At 63.6% G+C, this 18,822-nt stretch carries 20 protein-coding genes; 11 read left to right on the forward strand and 9 right to left on the reverse strand.

Annotated elements, in window-relative coordinates; genetic code table 11:
- Positions 1–60 precede the first annotated feature (60 nt).
- Entirely contained in the window at positions 61–456 is a 396-nt protein-coding gene (locus EWV37_RS01935; protein ID WP_095796639.1) for a hypothetical protein, read from the reverse strand.
- 209 nt (positions 457–665) lie between these two features.
- Here EWV37_RS01935 and EWV37_RS01940 point away from each other — a divergent pair, with 209 nt between their 5' ends.
- From EWV37_RS01940 to EWV37_RS01950, 3 genes are all read left to right on the forward strand, one after another.
- Positions 666–1,442 carry a type 1 glutamine amidotransferase domain-containing protein gene (locus tag EWV37_RS01940; protein WP_095796396.1) on the forward strand — a complete coding sequence of 259 codons (777 nt, stop codon included), beginning with the start codon at positions 666–668 and terminating at the stop codon, positions 1,440–1,442.
- A 185-nt stretch (positions 1,443–1,627) separates the two neighbouring features.
- On the forward strand, positions 1,628–2,380 hold the full coding sequence (locus tag EWV37_RS01945) for an SDR family NAD(P)-dependent oxidoreductase (protein WP_095796397.1): 753 nt from the start codon (positions 1,628–1,630) through the stop codon (positions 2,378–2,380).
- Between the two features lie 256 nt (positions 2,381–2,636).
- On the forward strand, positions 2,637–4,277 hold the full coding sequence (locus EWV37_RS01950; RefSeq protein WP_095796398.1) for a DEAD/DEAH box helicase: 1,641 nt from the start codon (positions 2,637–2,639) through the stop codon (positions 4,275–4,277).
- Positions 4,278–4,377: 100 nt separating this feature from the next.
- On the opposite strand, the gene EWV37_RS01955 is transcribed toward EWV37_RS01950, so the two are convergent.
- On the reverse strand, positions 4,378–5,046 hold the full coding sequence (locus EWV37_RS01955) for an HAD family hydrolase (protein ID WP_129699582.1): 669 nt from the start codon (positions 5,044–5,046) through the stop codon (positions 4,378–4,380).
- A gap of 96 nt (positions 5,047–5,142) precedes the next feature.
- Positions 5,143–5,472 (reverse strand): type II toxin-antitoxin system PemK/MazF family toxin, encoded by a 330-nt coding sequence (locus EWV37_RS15830; protein WP_380098262.1) that lies wholly within the window; start codon positions 5,470–5,472, stop codon positions 5,143–5,145.
- Between the two features lie 417 nt (positions 5,473–5,889).
- Between EWV37_RS15830 and EWV37_RS01965 the strand changes: the two genes are divergently transcribed.
- The 4 genes from EWV37_RS01965 (at position 5,890) to EWV37_RS01980 (ending at position 8,523) form a co-directional block, all read left to right on the forward strand.
- Positions 5,890–6,498 (forward strand): hypothetical protein, encoded by a 609-nt coding sequence (locus EWV37_RS01965; protein ID WP_193554289.1) that lies wholly within the window; start codon positions 5,890–5,892, stop codon positions 6,496–6,498.
- Positions 6,495–7,058, forward strand: coding sequence for a GNAT family N-acetyltransferase (locus tag EWV37_RS01970; RefSeq protein ID WP_165189173.1), 564 nt, complete (start codon positions 6,495–6,497; stop codon positions 7,056–7,058). Before EWV37_RS01965 ends, EWV37_RS01970 begins: the two co-directional genes overlap by 4 nt.
- A complete protein-coding gene (locus EWV37_RS01975; protein WP_095796401.1) occupies positions 7,042–7,641 on the forward strand; it encodes a DNA-3-methyladenine glycosylase I in 600 nt (199 codons plus the stop codon). The genes EWV37_RS01970 and EWV37_RS01975 overlap by 17 nt, the downstream gene beginning before the upstream one ends.
- 99 nt (positions 7,642–7,740) lie before the next feature.
- The gene (locus EWV37_RS01980) at positions 7,741–8,523 is read left to right on the forward strand and encodes a glucose 1-dehydrogenase (protein ID WP_095796402.1); all 783 of its coding nucleotides are present in this window, start codon (positions 7,741–7,743) and stop codon (positions 8,521–8,523) included.
- Between the two features lie 93 nt (positions 8,524–8,616).
- Here the strand turns inward: EWV37_RS01980 and EWV37_RS01985 are convergent, their stop codons facing one another.
- The 4 genes from EWV37_RS01985 to EWV37_RS02000 all read right to left on the reverse strand — a co-directional run bounded on the left by EWV37_RS01985 (position 8,617) and on the right by EWV37_RS02000 (position 10,828).
- The gene (locus tag EWV37_RS01985) at positions 8,617–8,850 is read right to left on the reverse strand and encodes a hypothetical protein (RefSeq protein ID WP_095796403.1); all 234 of its coding nucleotides are present in this window, start codon (positions 8,848–8,850) and stop codon (positions 8,617–8,619) included.
- 165 nt (positions 8,851–9,015) lie between these two features.
- Positions 9,016–9,651, reverse strand: coding sequence for a DUF3618 domain-containing protein (locus EWV37_RS01990; RefSeq protein WP_129699584.1), 636 nt, complete (start codon positions 9,649–9,651; stop codon positions 9,016–9,018).
- A complete protein-coding gene (locus EWV37_RS01995; protein ID WP_095796405.1) occupies positions 9,648–10,118 on the reverse strand; it encodes a phage holin family protein in 471 nt (156 codons plus the stop codon). Before EWV37_RS01995 ends, EWV37_RS01990 begins: the two co-directional genes overlap by 4 nt.
- Entirely contained in the window at positions 10,115–10,828 is a 714-nt protein-coding gene (locus EWV37_RS02000) for a hypothetical protein (protein WP_129699585.1), read from the reverse strand. Before EWV37_RS02000 ends, EWV37_RS01995 begins: the two co-directional genes overlap by 4 nt.
- 236 nt (positions 10,829–11,064) lie before the next feature.
- Here EWV37_RS02000 and clpB point away from each other — a divergent pair, with 236 nt between their 5' ends.
- On the forward strand, positions 11,065–13,734 hold the full coding sequence (gene clpB / locus EWV37_RS02005; protein ID WP_129699586.1) for an ATP-dependent chaperone ClpB: 2,670 nt from the start codon (positions 11,065–11,067) through the stop codon (positions 13,732–13,734).
- Between the two features lie 142 nt (positions 13,735–13,876).
- Here clpB and EWV37_RS02010 read toward each other — a convergent pair whose 3' ends face one another.
- On the reverse strand, positions 13,877–15,061 hold the full coding sequence (locus EWV37_RS02010) for an MFS transporter (RefSeq protein ID WP_129699587.1): 1,185 nt from the start codon (positions 15,059–15,061) through the stop codon (positions 13,877–13,879).
- A gap of 76 nt (positions 15,062–15,137) precedes the next feature.
- On the opposite strand from EWV37_RS02010, the gene EWV37_RS02015 reads away from it, so the two are divergent.
- The 3 genes from EWV37_RS02015 to EWV37_RS02025 are packed head-to-tail and all read left to right on the forward strand — an operon-like array spanning position 15,138 to position 16,760.
- On the forward strand, positions 15,138–15,713 hold the full coding sequence (locus tag EWV37_RS02015; RefSeq protein WP_129699588.1) for a TetR/AcrR family transcriptional regulator: 576 nt from the start codon (positions 15,138–15,140) through the stop codon (positions 15,711–15,713).
- Positions 15,714–15,725: 12 nt separating this feature from the next.
- Entirely contained in the window at positions 15,726–16,556 is an 831-nt protein-coding gene (locus EWV37_RS02020; protein WP_129699589.1) for a serine hydrolase domain-containing protein, read from the forward strand.
- Between the two features lie 9 nt (positions 16,557–16,565).
- Positions 16,566–16,760 (forward strand): hypothetical protein, encoded by a 195-nt coding sequence (locus tag EWV37_RS02025; RefSeq protein WP_129699590.1) that lies wholly within the window; start codon positions 16,566–16,568, stop codon positions 16,758–16,760.
- A gap of 97 nt (positions 16,761–16,857) precedes the next feature.
- Here EWV37_RS02025 and EWV37_RS02030 read toward each other — a convergent pair whose 3' ends face one another.
- The gene (locus tag EWV37_RS02030; protein ID WP_129699591.1) at positions 16,858–18,693 is read right to left on the reverse strand and encodes a BCCT family transporter; all 1,836 of its coding nucleotides are present in this window, start codon (positions 18,691–18,693) and stop codon (positions 16,858–16,860) included.
- Positions 18,694–18,822 lie beyond the last annotated feature (129 nt).

Raw genomic sequence — 18,822 nt, forward strand, 5'->3', positions numbered from 1 at the left:
GGCGACGACGCCGCAGCGTCTCGCTGCGGCGTCGTCGTACGTTCCGAATAGGAAAGGAGCCTACTTCTGGACCACCAGGGCTGCACCAATGGCGGCCATGAAGGCGTCCTTGGACAGGGTCATGCCGGACTCGGAGGGGCGGATGCCGTCGTCCTGGGTCATCTCCGGGTTGCGGAAGTACATGGTGAGCAGGCCTGCGGAGAATGCCAGCAGACCGGCGCCTGCCAGGCGCTTGGAGACGAACGGGGTCACGAGCATGGCGCCGATGGCCAGTTCCGAACCTGCGATGAACTTGCCGAAGGTCTCGGAATCCCAGTCCGCGAACTGGGGCACGCCGGTCGCGGCGAACTGCTTGAGGCCCTCTGCGGACTCTTTGTCCAGGCTCAGCTTGCCGTAACCGGACTGCAGCAGGAATGCGCCGGGTACGGCGCGGAGGATGGCGTTGGAAATGCGCACGTCAATGCCCTTTCGGTGGGAAAGCACGGGCGATCTACAGGACCCGCGTGAATTGTCGGTTTCATGCTAACAGCGGATGTATGTGATGTGTCAACAGTTGCTGCGGCAAGGTGCCGTCAGCGAACGGCGCTGGAAGCACACTGGCCACCCTGCCTAGGGTGAACTCGTTCACGAGCGCGCAGCATGTGCGCCGGGCGAAAGGAGCATACATGGATATTGGAACCATGAAGAAGGTTCTGTTGGTACTGACCAGCCATGACACCTTGGGCGACACCGGAGAGGCCACGGGCTACTTCGTGGGTGAGGCGGCACACCCCTGGAAGGTGTTCCGCGACGCCGGATACTTCGTGGACTTCGCGTCCATCGAGGGTGGCCAGCCGCCACAGGACGGGCTGGATGAGGAAGACCCCATTCAGGTGGAGTTCACCACCGACGAGACCGTTAAAGCATCCCTCTACAACACCCCCAAGATCGCCGTGGTGGATCCCTCGCAGTACCACGCCGTGTTCCTGGTGGGCGGCCACGGAACCATGTGGGACTTCACCGGCAACAAGAATCTGCAGAAGCTGATCGCGACCGTGTACGACAGCGGCGGTGTGGTCGGCGCGGTCTGCCACGGTCCTTCCGGCCTGGTGGACGTGGAGCTCGCCAACGGTATCGGTCTGCTGTCCGGCCGCAAGGTAGCAGCGTTCACCAACGCGGAGGAAGAAGAAGTGGGCAAGACCAAGGTGGTTCCCTACCTGCTCCAGGACAAGCTCGAAGAGCAGGGTGCCACGGTCAAGGTCGCCGATAACTGGGAAGACAACGTGCAGGTGGACGACCACCTGGTCACGGGCCAGAACCCGCAGTCCGCCGGCAGCGTGGCCAAGGAAATGACCAAGCTCCTCACCGAGGTAGTGCTCGAGGAAAAGGCCGAAGAAGAAAAAGCCTCCGAAGAACTGCGTGCCGAGAAGGACGCGGAGAAGGCGGCCGACGAAGTGGACTGACTCCTCAGCTATCAGCAACTGATCACCACGGGTGAGCAGTGAGAACCAGCGGAAGCGGCCCGGGATTCCCAGGCCGCTTCCGCTGTCTGCGAGACCGGCCAACAACACAGGAGCATCCCTGGCATTTGTGCGCGAAAACACTAAGACTTGAAGGGAGAAAGTGATCCCGAAGAGAAGGAGTGGATATGTCTGAGTTCAGCGGGCGCGTGGCATTGGTGACCGGAGCGGCGTCGGGAATCGGTGAGGCGATTGCCAAGGATCTGGCCAGGCGCGGTGCCAAGGTCGTGGTGACCGACATCGATTCGACCGGTATCGACAACGTGGTCCAGGCCATCATGGCCGCCGGTGGTGACGCCGCAGGTATTCGCCAGGACGTCTCCAAGCGCGAGGATGCGCAGGCGTCCGTGGACTTTGCCGTGCAGACCTACGGTGGCTTGCACTACGCCGTCAACAATGCGGGTGTGGGCGGCCAGGTCGAGGCCTTGGGCGAGACCGATATGGACGCGTGGGACCGCACCGTGGCCATCGACCTCAACGGTGTTGCGTACGGCATGGCCGCCGAACTTCCGGTGATCGAGCAGCATGGCGGTGGGGCCATCGTGAACATCGGCTCGATCCACTCGACCGTGGCCACCGGTGTCGGAAACAGCGCGTACACCGCCGCCAAGCACGGCGTGGTGGGCCTGACCAAGCAGACCGCCGTGGACTACGGACAGCGCGGAGTGCGCATCAACGCGGTGGGTCCGGCGTACATCGAAACCCCGTTGCTCGCGAACCTCCCTGCCGGTGCCAAGGAAGCATTGATCAACGCCCACCCCATGGGTCGTCTGGGCACCTCGGAAGAGGTCGCGCAGCTGACCACGTTCTTGCTGTCGGAGGGCGCATCCTTCATGACCGGCGGCTACTACCTGGTGGACGGTGGCTACACGGCCATCTGATCCGTCGCGTCTCTGAAACGTGCGGCCCGGAGCCTGGAAAAGGTCCGGGCCGCACGCCTGTTCCCAGTCAGTGGTGAGTGGGCCTGTGGCATGCGTCCTAACCCGCCAGTAGGTGACGTGTGTACACTGGCTAAGTTCCCTCGTGCATTTCACGAGGTTGGCGCGCCGGTCCAAGGCGCGCAGTTCGCGCCCCAGATTTGGCTTATGGCGCGTGCGCGCGGAATCGTTTCGCGTGGACCAACCTGAAAGACTTTCCTTGTCTACTAATTTCGTAAACCTCGGCGTGCCCGAGGTCCTTTCGGCTGACCTTGCCCGTACCGGCATCACCGAAGCCTTCCCCATTCAAGAAAAAACCCTTCCCGATTCGCTGGCCGGCCGGGACGTCCTGGGCCGTGGTCGCACAGGCTCCGGCAAGACCGTGGCCTTCGCGTTGCCGCTCGTGGCTCGCCTGGCTGGCATGGTCGACGACGCCGCTCGCGCACCTCGTCGCGCCAACCGCCCCACCGGGCTGGTGCTGGCTCCCACCCGCGAGCTAGCAACCCAGATCGACCGCACCGTGGCCCCGCTGGCCAAGGCCGCCGGCCTGAGTACCACCGTGATCTTCGGCGGTGTGTCCCAGAAGCGCCAGGAGCAGGAACTCGCCAAGGGCGTTGACATCGTGGTGGCTTGCCCGGGCCGCCTGGATGACCTGCTCAAACAAGGCGTTCTGACCCTGGATGAGATCCGCGTGACGGTCCTCGACGAGGCCGATCACATGGCCGACATGGGCTTCTTGCCCGTGGTCACCCGAATCCTGTCCCGCACGCCCAAGGGAAGCCAGCGTCTGCTGTTCTCCGCAACCTTGGACAATGGCGTGGACACCCTGGTCAAGAAGTTCCTGAGCAATCCCGTGTTGCACTCGGCGGACGTTGCCAAGGCAGCGGTGACCACCATGGATCACCACGTGCTGGTCGTGAACAACGACGACAAGCAGGCGCTCATCGAGACCCTGGCCTCCGGTACCGGTCGCCGCGTGATGTTCACGCGCACCAAGTACCGCGCCAAGAAGATGGCCAAGAAGCTCAACCAGTCGGGTATCCCCGCGGTCGACTTGCAGGGCAACCTGTCGCAGAACGCTCGTGACCGCAACCTGGCCGCGTTCTCCGAGGGCGAGGTGCGCGTGCTCGTGGCCACTGACGTGGCCGCCCGCGGCGTGCACGTTGATGACGTGGAGTTGGTCGTTCACATCGACCCGCCCGCCGAGCACAAGTCCTACCTGCACCGCTCCGGTCGTACGGCTCGCGCCGGCGCTTCCGGTTCCGTGATCACCATTTCCACGACCGAAGAGCGCGGCGACGTGGACAAGCTCATGCAGAAGGCCGGCGTACGCGCTCGCATTGACGCCGTATCTCCCGGTTCCGAGATCGTCGCGGACCTGGTGGGCGAGCGCGCCGAGCGCGTTGCCTACCAGCCCGCGCCCCAGTCCGGTAACGGTGGCGGCCAGGGCGGCCGTGGTTCCAAGCCGCGCTCGGGTGGTCGTTCCGGTGGCCGTAACGACGCCGCTCGCTCCGGCGGCCGCAATGGTGGCCGTTCCGGCTCAGGCCGTTCCCGCTCCGAGCGAGACGGTTCCCCTCGCGGCGGTGAGGCTCGCACCGAGGGCAAGCGTTCCGGTGGTACCCGTTCGGGCGGTGCGCGCAGCAACGTGTCCCGTTCCGACGCCGCCGGTTCCGGCAACCGTCGCTTCGGCGGCAAGTCGCAGGGTTCCGGTTCGGCATCGGGCGCTCGCAGCGACAAGCCTCGCGGTGAGCGCAGCGGCTCCGGCCAGCGTTCGCACTCGTCCGGTCAGACTCCGGATCGCGCAACCGCCGCGGCACAGCGCCGTCGTCGGGCGAATCGCCAGGACCAGGGCACCCGCTAAACTCGGGCACTGATCAAGTAGGGCGGCCAGTTTCGATCGAAACTGGCCGCCCTACTTTCTGTCGTCTGAAAGTGCTGTTCAGCTATTCAGCGCGTGAGCGTCACGGCTTGAGCATCCTCAGGAAGTCCAGGGTGAGCTCCGAGTGGTTGGGAACGTGCACCACACCGGGCTGGGGTGGGATCTCCTGTTCGCCCGGGACCGCCACGGTGATGATGCCTGCGGCAACGCCGGATTGTGCGCCCGAGGGGGAATCCTCGATGACCACGCAGTCCTGCGGCTCCACACCCAGGCGCTTGGCGGCCTGGAGGTAGGCGTCCGGATCAGGCTTGGGCTTCACACCCGCGGCGACCTCTTGGTCACCGATGATCACCTGAAAAAGGTTGTCCGGCGCGATCGATGCCGTGTACTTGGCGACGTCCGTGGTCGCATTGGTAACGATCGCCGCGGGGATCCCGGCCTCCGCGAGGTCTTTGAGCAGCGGCTCGACGCCCGCGATAAAGCCCGGAGGGTTCTCTTCGAGGATCTTCTCGAGCACGGTGTAGAACTCCTGGAACACCTGCTCCAGGTCACCGGGAACACCGAGCTCGCTGAGGCGCTCGACCGTCTTGGCGATGGGCTTGCCCAGGGTCGCGTCCGTATCGGCCTGGGTCCATTCCCCGCCGTGCGTTGCCGCCAACTGCTCCTTGCCCTGGGCCCACAGGGGCTCGGTGTCCACCAGGGTTCCGTCGTGGTCGAAAAGTACTGCGCGAGGGAATGAAGTAGCGGTCATAGTGTCACTGTACTGGCCGCATCTGACACCAAAGTGGGCGTGACTGGCGCCAAGATAGGGCGACAGCTGGTCTTCGTGAGGTGGGCGCTAGGATACTCAGCCGCTTGGGGACAGCCCGAGGGCTGCCATCAGTCCGGGTGCGATGAGATTCATGGTTCGGGGGCTCAGTGCCCCTGCGGGTTCAGCTTGGTTGAGATCTTCATCCCAGAGTTCCGTCAAGGAATCGCATACGATCCATCCGTGAATGCTCTCGCCCGCGGGGAGGGCGATAACTGTCGGAAGGTTCGCTTGGCGGTTTGTCGTGGTCACGCGAACCGCAAGCGCGGTGTCGAAGTTTCTATTTCGAGGATTGTGAGAGACGACGACCCACATTTTCGAGCCCACGGTCTGATCCAGTGTCGCTTCCCAAATTTGCCCCCGGAGCATCCGGGTCACTGGGGGCCCGCTGTGCCGCGAGGCCGTTGGGTAGCCCGCTTGCGTCGACTATCCCGGGAGTCTTGGATTTCCACTGCGATTTGGGCGTACTGAAGGTCCATATGGAACTCGCGAATTCGCTGGAAGCCCATTTCAACAACCGCATGAAGAAGGGCCGCATCGGATGACTTTTCGGAGACGTTACCGGGGAGGGTCTCAAGTACCTCGGGCGCTCGTCTGAGAGCCTCAAGATCTGCTTCGTCCCGATCTGAGAGGGGGAGGGATAGACGCCGGGTCTTTTGTGGGGATGACATGCATCAATCTTTGCAGCATAAATTGAATCACTCAAGAGCGGTGGGGCCGTAATTCACCTTGTTGTCTGGGCAGGGAGGTCGCAATCTTCGATGGCGGCGCACTTACGATGAAGACATGAGCACCTACGAAATGCATCCCCGCGAATTGCACCGATCCGGTTCTGCATGGCGACGCGCGTTGCCGGGGATGATGTCCACGGTGGCCATGGTGTTGGTGATCTGGGTCGTCTTCGGGCGGATCCTCGTGGATGCACTGGGGTCGCTCGTGTGGGTTTACGCCTTCGCGTTGGGACTTCCGCTCATGGTGCTGCACACGGTGGCCGCGGTGCTGTTCAGCAAGGACGCCAAGTTCTACCCCTCCCAAGCGGTCACCCAGCGCGCGGGTCTCACGGCGATTGGTTCATGGATCGTCACCGCGCTCTTCGGATTCTTCCTCCCGGACTCCACGCCGGACGGTCCAGAATCCGTGTTCACCGCCCTGACCGGCCCGGACATGTTGGGCATCTCCTATGGTTTCGCCAATACCTTAGGTGTGATTTCCATGGCCATGGCGGTCGCCCTGGTGCTGCTGGCGCTCACCGATCTCCGTAACACCCGGCGGGCCATGAGCGGAGAACCGCTCAGCGAGGACGAGCTGCTTGATCGTATGGAGGCCCAGCACGCCCGTGGTGAGTCTGGACAGGAAGGCGGCGCAGCGGCGTCGTCGGAATCGAACCTGCAGTGACGCGACCCCTGAAGACGGCGCGACTGATCTTGCGACCCTACTCGGTCGACGACGCCGCGTTCGTCCAGGACCTCTATTCGCGCGCGGACGTGCAGCGATACCTGGGCGACGGTGCGCAACGCGTGCGGACTCCGGAGGCCGCGCGAGCCAAGATCGCGGCGTGGAACGAGCGCTACGTGGCCGATCCGGTGCAGGGGTTGTGGGCGGTGTGCCTGGCGGACGGAACCATGACGGGGTCTCTGCTGCTCAAACCCATTCCCGACAGCGGTACCAAGGCGGAGCGGGACATCGAAATCGGCTGGCATTTCCACCCCGACCACTGGGGCCGCGGTTACGCAACCGAAGCAGCGCGGGTGGTCCTGGAGCACGCTTTCGCGGCCGGTCTCGATCGCGTAGTGGCCGTGACCAATCCGGCCAACAAGCCATCCCAAGCGGTGTGCCTGCGACTGGGCATGACGCACCTGGGGCTGAGCGAGGCTTATTACGACGCCGCCTGCGAACTTTTCGAGCTCACGGCACCGGCCGTGGGGAAGGGGCACTCGCGTGGCGAGCAATCCTGATCTGGTCATCGGCGAGGACGGGCTCGCGCGGCCCGTGTGGGCCGCCAAGGACCCGTTGCTGCGCGACTACTACGACACCGAGTGGGGCATGCCAGTCCGGGACGAGACCGGGATGTTCGAACGGGTGACGCTAGAGGCGTTCCAGGCCGGGCTGTCGTGGCGCACGGTCCTGGCCAAGCGACCGGCCTTCCGGGAAGTGTTCAAGAACTTCGACCCGGGCATCGTGGCGGAGTTCGGCCAAGCGGACGTGGACAGACTGTTGGAGGACGCCCGCATCATCCGGAACCGACAGAAGATCGTCGCGGCCATCAACAACGCCAAGGCCACGGTGGCCCTGCGGGAGGACGGAGGACTGGTGGATCTGGTGTGGTCGTTCAAACCCGCCGACACTCCGCGACCCGAGACGTTCGCGCAGGTCCCGACCGTCTCCAACGAGTCCAAGGCCTTGTCCAAGGAACTCAAGAAACGTGGATTCTCGTTCGTCGGGCCGACCACCATGTTCGCTTTGATGGAAGCGATCGGCATGGTGGACACCCACCTCCTGGGTAGTCACCGGCGAGGGACCTCCGGGGTGTGGGCCTGACACTTAAGGAAGCGTTCGTGTCTGATCGATACGGTGGAACGGAAGGCGCTGATCCGCGCCCCATCGCCACCAGCTTCTCCGGCTAGGAAAGGACATCACATGGCTCGTTTCACCGACAAAGTAGTGATCATCACCGGCGCAGCATCCGGCCTGGGCCTGGAATCCGCCGTTCGCATCGGCTCCGAGGGCGCCAACCTGGTCCTCGTGGACCTCAAGGAAGACGCACTGGAAGCCGCCAAGGAGCTGGTCCTCGAAACCGCCCCCGAGGCCAAAATCCTGACCGTGGCCGCCGACGTCTCCGACGAAGCCCAGGTCCAGAAATACGTGGACGCCACCGTCAACGAGTTCGGTAAGATCGACGGGTTCTTCAACAACGCCGGAATCGAAGGGCGGCAGAACCTCACCGAAGATTTCGGCGCCGATGAATTCTCCAAGGTGCTCTCCGTCAACCTCAACGGCGTGTTCTACGGTATGGCGGCCGTCCTGAAGGTGATGCGTGAGCAGGGCTACGGTTCCGTGCTGAACTGCGCGTCCGTGGGTGGCATTCGCGGTGTGGGCAACCAGTCGGCTTACTCCGCCTCCAAACACGGCGTGGTGGGTCTGACCCGCAACTCGGCGGTCGAGTACGGCCAGTACGGCATCACCATCAACGCCATTGCCCCGGGTGCCATCATGACCGCCATGGTCGAGGCGTCCCTCAAGCAGATGGACCCCGAGAACTGGGAGGAAGCGGGCATGCAGTTTGTATCCGTGAACCCGTTCAAGCGGTTTGGCAAGCCTGAAGAAGTGGCCTCGGTGGTCGCGTTCTTCCTGTCCGGCGAGGCTCCGTTCGTCAACGGCACGGTACTGCCTATCGACGGCGGGCAGTCCGCCAAGTACTGACGGTTGCGGCGGCGTCGGCCCGCTCGCCGACGCCGCTCACGAACTTGCCCCGCGAATCTCAACGATTCGCGGGGCAAGTTCCGTTCTCGAGATTTATTGGCCGCGGCGGCGCAGGTAGGTGTGCCCGTTGGCGTCCTTGACCATCTCGAAGTCGTCCTGGAGGTTCTGGTACCAGTCCTTGGCCTCGTCACTCATTTCGGTATTGCCGCGCAGGTTCATGGAGCTGCGGTTGGCCGGGCCCACGAAGCGCATCACGAAATTGTCGAAGCGACGGAACCGGCTCGGTTTGCGCGGAGTGGGCTGCTCGGACGGGGAATCGCTGGCCACGGTGGGTCCCTTCGGAAACGGCGGGCGAGGTGCCGGAATGCGGCACCGGTGACGGACACTATCTACTGTCCAGCTTAAGGCACTAAGTGAGATGGTGGGGACGCGTCGAGGGCCCCTGACCGTTTCCTATCAGGGGCCCTCGACATCATGCACAACCGTCAGGTACTAGGCCTGCTGCGTGTAGTCCTTGACGTTCTTGGCGGAATTCTGAGCCGAGCCCTTGAGCTGGTCTGCTTCACGCTGACCCTGGGACTTGACCTCTTCAGCACCGGACTGTGCGGTCTCCTTGACGGACTGCGCGGCTTCCTTGGCCGGCTCCTTCAGGTCCTGCGCGATATCCTGTGCGGCTTCCTTGGTGGAGTCCACGGCGCTCTGGACGTGCGGCTGAACGCGGTCAGCGGCATCGGCCACGAGTTCCTGTTCCTTCTTGCTCGAAGGCAGGAGCGAACCGACCAGCCAGCCGGCACCGAGGGCAATCAGGCCGGCGGCCAGCGGGTTGCCACGGGTCTTCGCCTTGGCTGCGGCCGGAGCATTGCTGACGGCGTTGCCTGCCTGATCCATGCGGTAGGAGGCCTCGTCGCGCAGATCGTGGGCGGCGTGGTGGCCAGCGACACGGGCGTCGTCCGCGGAACCCATGATGGATTCACGCACATCCTGGATCTTGTTGCGGGCCTTGTTCTTCTGGCGATCCACGACGTTTTCGGGGGTCACCTTTTCGGTGACGGCGTCCACGTCTGCGCTCAGGCGAGCACGGGTGGCTTCGATCTCGGCGCGGATTTCTTCGGGGTTCTGCTGGCTCATCGGGTCTCCTTGGAAGGCTTCACGGTATCCGGGATTTCGCTGACGGTTTCGCGGGTTCTCGGCAGCGGATCGCGAGTGGCGTGAGCCATCTTCCGCTTGCCCTGGTCGAGATTCTTCTTGCCCACTACGGCGAGGATCGCAGCGATGATCGCCCAGATGACCGCGACGATCAGCGCGGACCAGCCCAGGCCCATCACGTTGCCCAGGCCCCACATGAGTGCGAGGGACAAGAACAAGAGGACGAAGTGGCCGGCGACACCGGCACCGCCCAGGATGCCCGCGCCCTTACCGGCGTCTTTGGCTGAATCCTTGGCTTTCTCGACGGACTGAGTTGTCTCCGCCTTGGCCAGCGCAATTTCCTGCTGGATCAAGGTGGTCAGGTTGGTGCTCAGTGACTTGAACATCTCACCGAGCGATTCGTGCTCCGCCCGCTGCTCAGGCTCTGACGGTGGAATGGGGTGGCTCATCGACGCTCACCGTGCTCTCCGGGGTAAACGGAACCGGGAACCTGGTCGGTGTAGGTGCGGGGAGCCTGACCCTGTGCGTCAGCGTGGTACGCGTAGGTCTCGTCCGCAGCGGGAGTGCCGTAGACGCGCGGCTGATTGACGGCAGCGGCGTTGTTGCTGTTGCCGATCTCGTCGCTGTCCTTGGCACTGCGAGTTGCGCGGCCGGCCAGCAGGCCGATGCCCGCGGCGATCGCCAGGAAGGTACCGGGACGGCGAGCGGCGAAACGGCGAACGTCGCCGAGCAGATCCTCAGCGTTCTTGTTCTCGAGGGAGGAAGCAAACGAATCAACGGTGCCGGAGACATTGCCGAGCAGACCGGATACGTAGTCGGTTTCGGGCTTCTTGCCCTGAGAAATGGCGTTGACCTCGTCGCTCACGGAGCGCGCGGTGGACGCGAGACGCTCCTGCTGCGGGCCCACGTAGCTCTGCAGGTCGTCCTTGAGCTGGCCCAGGAGATCCTTGGCCTGGTGTGCGGCTTCGTCCTTGGCGGCTACGGCCTGGTCCTTGGCCGTCTCCTTCACTCGGCGGCCGGATCCGGCTGCCTCGTTCTTGAGCTGCTGACCTTCGGCCTTGCTGGATTCTGCCGCGATGTCCTTCTTGGAAGGCACTTCGGTGGAACCCTGGGTGTTGGCCTTCTGGCCGCCCGGACGCTGGTTGTTCTTGTTGCTCATAGTGGCACCTTTCATACAACACATGGTCGACTTGATAAGGGTACAGATCTTTTCCCAACAAATAAGGTTGCGTATTAACTTTTCCGCTGTCAGCACCGAACCTGGGGTGCGGGGTCATGGGCATCACATTCCTCGATTTGCTTTTTCGTGCTTTGACCCCTTTACATTCAGACTTGAGCGTAGTAGACTCAACTTAGCTGAACTAGCAAGAATCACAACTGTCAGAAGGAGCTGCTGTGGACACCAAATTCACCACTAAGTCTCAAGAGGCGTTGGCTGCAGCGGCCACGAATGCCTCGACCGCGGGTAACCCGCAAATCGAACCGGCACACCTGCTCAAGGCCCTGATGGACCAGCGCGAAGGCGTGGCCGTTGCCGTGCTCAAGGCCACCGGCGCCAACGTGGACGCCGTTTCCGTGAAGGCCAGCGACATCATCAGCCAACTGCCCAGTGCATCGGGCTCCAACACCGCGCAGGCACAACTCAACCGGGCGGGACTGCAGGCGCTGCAGGCTGCGGAGAACTACGCGCGTGAACTCGGCGACGACTATGTCTCCACCGAGCACTTGCTCTTCGGAGTCGCCTCCGGCAGTGACAAGGCCGCGAATGCTCTCGAAGAAGCAGGCGCCGGTCCCGCAGAACTGCGCAGGGTGATTCCTGCCGTCCGCGGGGATCGCAAGGTGACCAGCCCGGACCCGGAGGGAACCTTCCAGTCCCTGGAGAAGTACGGAACGGACCTCACCGCCATTGCCCGTGACGGAAAACTGGACCCGGTGATCGGCCGTGATTCCGAGATCCGCCGCGTGGTCCAGGTGCTGTCCCGCCGTACCAAGAACAACCCCGTGCTGATCGGTGAACCCGGTGTCGGTAAGACCGCCGTGGTCGAGGGGCTGGCTCAGCGCATGGTCGCCGGTGACGTACCGGAGTCTCTGCGTGGCAAAACACTGATCTCCCTGGACCTGGGCTCGATGGTCGCGGGTGCCAAGTACCGCGGTGAGTTCGAGGAACGCCTCAAGGCCGTCCTTGACGAGATCAGGCAGTCCGAAGGTCAGATCGTGACCTTCATCGACGAGATTCACACCGTGGTCGGTGCCGGCGCCTCGGAGGGTTCCATGGACGCGGGCAACATGCTCAAGCCCATGCTGGCGCGCGGCGAGTTGCGCCTGATCGGTGCAACCACCCTGGACGAGTACCGCCAGAACATCGAGAAGGACGCCGCCTTGGAACGCCGCTTCCAGCAGGTGTACGTGGGTGAGCCATCGGTGGAAGACACGGTGGCCATCCTGCGTGGCCTCAAGGAACGCTACGAGGCACATCACAAGGTGCAGATTGCGGACTCGGCACTGGTTGCAGCAGCCACGCTGTCCAATCGGTACATCCCGAGCCGTCAGCTGCCGGACAAGGCCATTGACCTGGTGGATGAGGCCGCTTCGCGGTTGCGTATGGAGATCGACTCCGCTCCGGAGGAGATCGACCAGCTGCGCCGCCAGGTGGACCGCCTGACCATGGAGGAACTTGCCCTCGAGGACGAAACGGACCCGGCGTCCGTCGAACGCCTTGCAGCGCTTCGCCAGGACATGGCGGACAAGCGGGCCGAATTGGATGCACTCAACGCTCGTTGGGAAGCCGAGAAGGCCGGTTTGAACCGCGTCGGTGATCTCAAGGCCAAGATCGACGACCTACGCTCGCAGGCCGAACGCGCCCAGCGCAACGGTGATCTGGGGGAGGCTTCGCGATTGCTGTACGGCGAGATTCCTGGTCTGCAGAAAGACCTTGACGCTGCACAGGCGCAGGAGGAAGAGGCCGGCGAGACCCCCGAGGACACCATGGTCTCGGAAGAGGTCACCGCGGATGACATTGCCGAGGTGATTTCCGCCTGGACCGGTATCCCCGCCGGCAAGATGCTGCAAGGTGAGTCCGAGAAGCTCCTCGACATGGAGGAGATCCTCGGTAAGCGTCTGATCGGTCAGAAGCCCGCTGTGCGCGCCGTGGCGGACGCCCTTCGTCGTTCGCGTGCCGGGATCTCGGACCCGGACCGCCCCATCGGGTCGTTCCTGTTCCTGGGCCCCACCGGTGTCGGCAAGACCGAGCTGGCCAAGTCCCTCGCGGATTTCCAATTCGACGACGAGCGCGCCCTGATTCGTATCGACATGTCCGAATACTCGGAGAAGCACTCCGTCTCCCGTCTGGTCGGTGCCCCTCCGGGCTACGTCGGCTATGACGAGGGCGGCCAGCTGACCGAAGCCGTACGGCGTCGTCCGTATTCGGTGGTCCTGTTGGACGAGGTGGAGAAGGCTCACCCCGAGGTCTTCGACATCCTGTTGCAGGTCCTCGATGACGGGCGTCTGACCGACGGCCAGGGCCGCACCGTGGACTTCCGCAACGTGATCCTGATTCTGACCTCCAACATGGGCAGCCAGTTCCTGGTCGACCAGAACTTGGACATGGAGCAGAAGAAGGAAGCGGTCATGAACGTGGTCAATGCCTCGTTCAAGCCCGAATTCTTGAACCGTCTGGACGACATCATCATGTTCGATCCGCTGTCGGTCGAAGACCTCGCAAAGATCGTCGACATTCAGGTGGCTCAGCTCGCCAAGCGGCTTGAACCGCGTCGTCTGACGCTGGATGTCACCTCGGCTGCCAGCGAATGGTTGGGCCTGGCCGGTTACGATCCCGCCTACGGTGCTCGCCCGCTTCGCCGTCTGGTGCAGCGCGAGATCGGCGACCGCCTGGCTCGCGGCCTGCTCTCCGGAAACATCGTGGACGGTGACACGGTGGTCGTGGACGTCAACCCTGACGTCGCCACCGAGGGCCTCACGGTTACCTCGTCCCACGACGCCGCCGCCGGCTCGCCTTCCAGCAGCAACGACGATGACATCGTGGACGCGGAGATCGTCGAAGACTGATCCGCGGTAATACTGATCCGCGGTAATTAGGCAGACATCAACCCAGTCTGACCGATGCAATACAGCGCCGGTAGTGGCCCCGAGGGGGGTTACTACCGGCGCTTCTGCCTGTCCGCTGTCTTGGTGTGGAAGCGCGGAATGTTCAGTGGGCCCCGTGAACCGCTCTTCGATCAGGTGGAGTTCGATTGGCGGGAACCGGTCGGGGCTGTCCGGCGATTGCTACTGCGCCGATAGTCGCAGCTGCGAAAAACACCAGGGGTGCGGAACCGAGGTCTTGCAGCGTGCCGAGAAGCCAGGCGCCAACGGCCTGTCCCAGTGCCAGGGCCACAAAAAGAACGACCGTTCCCGCAGCGGCCGAGCGTGGGGTCAACCGCATGGCCCACACGATCAGGACGCCCGTCATGGCGGTGTAGCCCGCGCCGAACAGTGACACCGCTGCGAAGGCGATCACCGGGTGCCCGGGGTCCACTCCGACCCCTGCGGTGCCCACTAGCATCGCCAGGTTGGTCAGCGACCACGCCCGACTCAGCGACCAGCGTTGAACGAGTCGGGCGGCCAATGCGCCGGCAACGCTCATGGCACCCAGCAGAATCCAGGCCGTGACCGAATATGACTGCCCGGTGAAAAAACTGGGGGAGGCCGCATCGAGTGCTGATCGGCCGAAGGTCCATACGGCGGCACTCCCCGCCCCCGAGCACAGGGCGATAGCAACGACGCGTCGCAAGGCGAGAAGGTCGTGCGGGCGGACGTGTGCATCTGCAGCCGGCTCACCGAACCTCGAGGTGTGGTGAGGGTGCCCGGCGCGAGCCGAGGTGAGTGTGGCCACCGTGGCAAGCGCCGTGGTGATGGCGATGATGGTCCATCCGGTACGCCAATTCTCGGTTGTCGTTGCCAACAACAGGCCGGCGGCAACAAGCCCCACGCCCGTGCCCGAATTGACCGTGGTCTGGGCGCCTTCTCTTTTGGCTTCCCCGATGATGCGCGAGATCAGTCCCACGGTTCCCGGTGTGGCGAAACCTGCGCCGGCGCCGGCCACCACCACTCCGATCCCCAAAACCACGGTACTGGGGGCAGCCGCCACCGTGAGTGCACCCGCCGAGGCAGAGGCTCCAGCGCAGACCACGAGGAGACGAGGCCATGTGGCTCCGCGCGCGGCAATTACGGCGGCGACACAGTAGGACAGGAAACTACCCGCCTGAATCATGCCCGCGGTGGCGCCATCGAGATCGAAGGCCTGCTGGAACTGCGGAAGAAATAGGCCGTATCCGAACCGCGCCAAACCGTACGTGGCGGCGATGAGTCCCATGCTGCTGAGGATGAGGCGCATAGGAAGCTCCTTTCTAAAACGTTCGTTACACTTATAGTAACGTACGTTCTAGTTTCCTCGGTTTAGAGTTGAGTTGATGATGGTGACGAGGACCCCGGCGCGGACCCGATTGTTGGAGGCGGCGGATCGACAGCTGTTCACGCGTGGCGTTCAGGCGACCCCGGTGGACGATCTTCTGCGCGAGGCGGAGACCTCCGCGGCAACGCTTTACGCGCAGTTCGGAAGCAAAGACGGTCTGCTGGCGGAAGCGCTCGAAGGCCGGCTGGCGAATTGGCAGGCCGCGTGGGACGCGCACATCGCCGAAGCTTCTGACGACACGTCTCGTTTGCTGGCGATTTTCGACGCTCTACTCGCATACCGCGAACGTGGCCGCCCATCGGCACGGTGGTGTGCCTTCCTCGCGACGGCTTCGGAAATGTCCGACCCGCCGAAACCAGTGCGGTCCGTTCTGGAAGCGGACTCGGCATTACTGCGGAAACGACTGCTCCATCTCTCGCATCCCTTGGCCGGAGAGCGAGCGGCGGACTTGGCCGATGCCGTGGAGCTCATTTACTCGGGCGTTCTGGCCTCGCTCCTCCGGGATGACCCCGTGGATCCGATAGCTGTTGGCCGCCGCTCGGCAGCGGTGGTAGCCGCTTCCTACGGTTCTTAGAAAGGACCCCGCATGAGCGCTACATCGAGCCTGGCCCGCGTGGACGATTTGCTGCGCTCGCGGAACTCCGTGCATCACGCAGTAGTCCTCCTGGAAAGCGCAGACGGGTCTCGGCGCCACACGGCGACCACCGGTCGGGCGAACGTGGATGGGCGATTCATCACCGCGTCCATCAGCAAACTCTTCGTTCACGCCATCACGTACGCGCTCGTGGATCAAGGGATTCTCGAGTTCGACCAGCCAGCCGCTCAGTGGCTCGGTGCTGACTCTCTTCGCGGTGTGCATGTCATCAGGGGGCGCGACTATGGCGACGAGATCACACTGCGCCATCTCGTGACGCACACCTCCGGCCTTCCCAACCTGGAAACGGCCGGAGTCAACGGGGCACCGTCCCTTGAGAAGCAGGTCTTGCGGAGGGACCGTGAGGTGCCCCTTTCAGAGGTCTTGGACCTCCACCGCCACGTGGCCGCCAAATTTCCGCCCGGCGCGGGTCGCAGGGCGCAGTATTCAGATACCAATGCAGACCTGCTGGCGTTGATTCTCGAACGCACCACGGACACGCCCTACGAGCAGTTGATCAGGGACTACGTCCTGGAACCATTGGGCCTTGGTCGCACGGGCCTCGTTCGCGCCGATACGACCGATACCGCCCCGGTCTTCCGACGACGCCGCCCCGTCACCTTCAATCGCTATATCTCGTCCCAGCGTGGTTCCGGAGGAATCGCGGCATCAGCCTCGGACCTCATGAAGTTTTTGCGCGCTTTCATGGAGGGCGAGCTGTTCTCCCCGGAGCACCTGTCGAACCCTGATTGGCGACGGACTCAGTACGGGCCGCTGCAATAGGGCCCGGGCGTGATGCGATTGCAGCTCCCACGATTGATGTCGCCGTTCTTGCCCGCCCCGGAGATCATCGGGCACTCGGGGTCGACGGGCAGTTTCGCGTTCTACAGTCCGCCCTATGAGACCTACGTCGTGGGTACCGTCAACCAGATGTCTGGTATCCCGTTCGAATACGTCTACCGGTATCTCAACGCGTTCGCGCGGTAGGTGGCGCGAGCGGCGTCGTCGGCGGGGGAGGAAAGCACACAGCGCCGGCGACCTTCCCGAATAGGGGCGGCCGACGGCGCTGTGCAGTGCGAGGACGCTACTTGGCTGGTTCGTCCTCCACGTACTTGTCCTCGCGGTAGTCGTAATCAATCGGACGATCGTCTTCGTCGGTGCGCTGATACCAGGCGCTGATGCGCTCCGAGGTGGAATCGACGTCGTGACCGGCCGCAGACGGGCCCTTCTCGTGGCGGATCTCGATGGCGAAATCATCACCGTGCTGGTCCATACCCTGGCGCACGGCGTTGTCCAACGCCTTGCGGGCGTAACGGTGTCGCAGGCTCATGGGGTCGGTGCTCAAATCCCGCAGGAACGCGGGGATCAGGGCGAGCAGGATGATTGCGAACGGTAGCGCCGCCACGGTGACCAAGTCTTGGAGCCCCTGCAGCGCATCCGAACCACCCACCAGCAGCATCACGGAGGACACGCCGGCCAACGCGAGTCCCCAGAAGATGGTGATCTTCTTGTCCGGGTGCGGCTTCCCCTGCTGGGACATGGACGCCATTACCAGAGTTGCGGAGTCCGCGGAGGTGATGAAGAAGACGGCCAGCAGGATAATGATCGCGATGGGCGTGATCTGGCTCAGGGGCAGCGCACCGAGCATCAGGAAGAGCATTTCCTCGGGGGAAGCCGCGCTGGCGATGTCTGCGCCGGAACGCTGCAACCAAATGGCGGTGCCGCCGAAGATGGAGAACGCGAGCACGCAGATCAGGGTGGGTGCCAGAAGCACCACGGTCACGTACTGGCGCAGGGTGCGACCGCGCGAAATGCGGGCCACGAAGACACCCACGAAGGGCGCCCAGGAAACCCACCAGGCCCAGTAAAACAGGGTCCAGTAGCGCATGAACTCTTCGGCCTCGGGACCCCAGGACGCGGACATCGAGATCATCTGGAACATCTCGCCGAAGTAGGTTCCGACCACGGAAGGGATGAAGTTCAGCAGGAATACGGTGGGGCCGGCCACGAACAGGAAGAACGCGACGATGGCCGCCAGGACCATGTTGAAATTGGAGAGGCGACGAATGCCCTTGGCCACTCCGGACACGGCGGAAATCAAGAACACGCAAGTCAGTACGGCAATGATGCCGATCAGCAGGCCGTTGCCCACCTCGCTCATGCCGGTGATGATCTGCAGACCGCTACCGATTTGCAGGGTGCCCAGACCCAAGGAAGCGGAGGTCGCGAACAGGATGCCGATGATCGCGAAGGTGTCGATCAGTCGACCGCCCACGGTTAGGTGCGCGCGCTGACCGAAGATGGCGGACATCAGCAACGGCCGACCGCGGCGGTAGGCCGCGTACCCCACGGCCGCGCCCACCAGCGCGTATATGGCCCACGCCTGCAGGCCCCAGTGGAAGATGGTCTGTGCCATGGCTGAGTGCATCGCCTGGTACGTTTCGGCTTCCGCACGGCCCGGCGGAGGAGTCATGTAATAGGTGATCGGCTCGTACACGCCGAAGAAGATCAGGCCCACGCCCATGCCCGCGGCAAAGAGCATCGCGATCCACGAACCCATGGAATAGGCGGGAGCTTCGCCGTCCTTGCCGAGGGGAATCCTGCCGTAGCGGGAGAAACCCACGTAGAGCAGGAACAGCAGCACGACCGCGGCCAGCAGTGTGAAGACCCAACCGCCGTACGTTACGACGCCGGTCAGGGCTGCGGAAGCGACCTGGGTGAGGGTTTCGGTGGACACCGCACCCCACACCACGAATCCCACGATCAGCGCACCGGCCACACCGAACGTGATCTTGTCGGTGCGGTAGCGGACGCGCTGTTCTTCCACGGAGACACCGGGGATCAAGCCCGGGTGTGTGTCGTGGGGGTAACTGGCGGGGGGATCGTCGGACCCGGATACCGGGCGGGACGAGGAGCTCATAACGGAACCTGCGTTCTGAACTGAAGATGGCGGCGTCGGCCGCCCGGACCGTTAGACCTTACCGGTTTCTACTGAGACGCAGCGTCATGAAGGTGTCCACCGAAAAGGCACTAACCGACGAGTAGGCAC

Source organism: Kocuria carniphila, assembly GCF_004136555.1.
In the GTDB taxonomy this organism is placed as follows: domain Bacteria; phylum Actinomycetota; class Actinomycetes; order Actinomycetales; family Micrococcaceae; genus Kocuria; species Kocuria carniphila.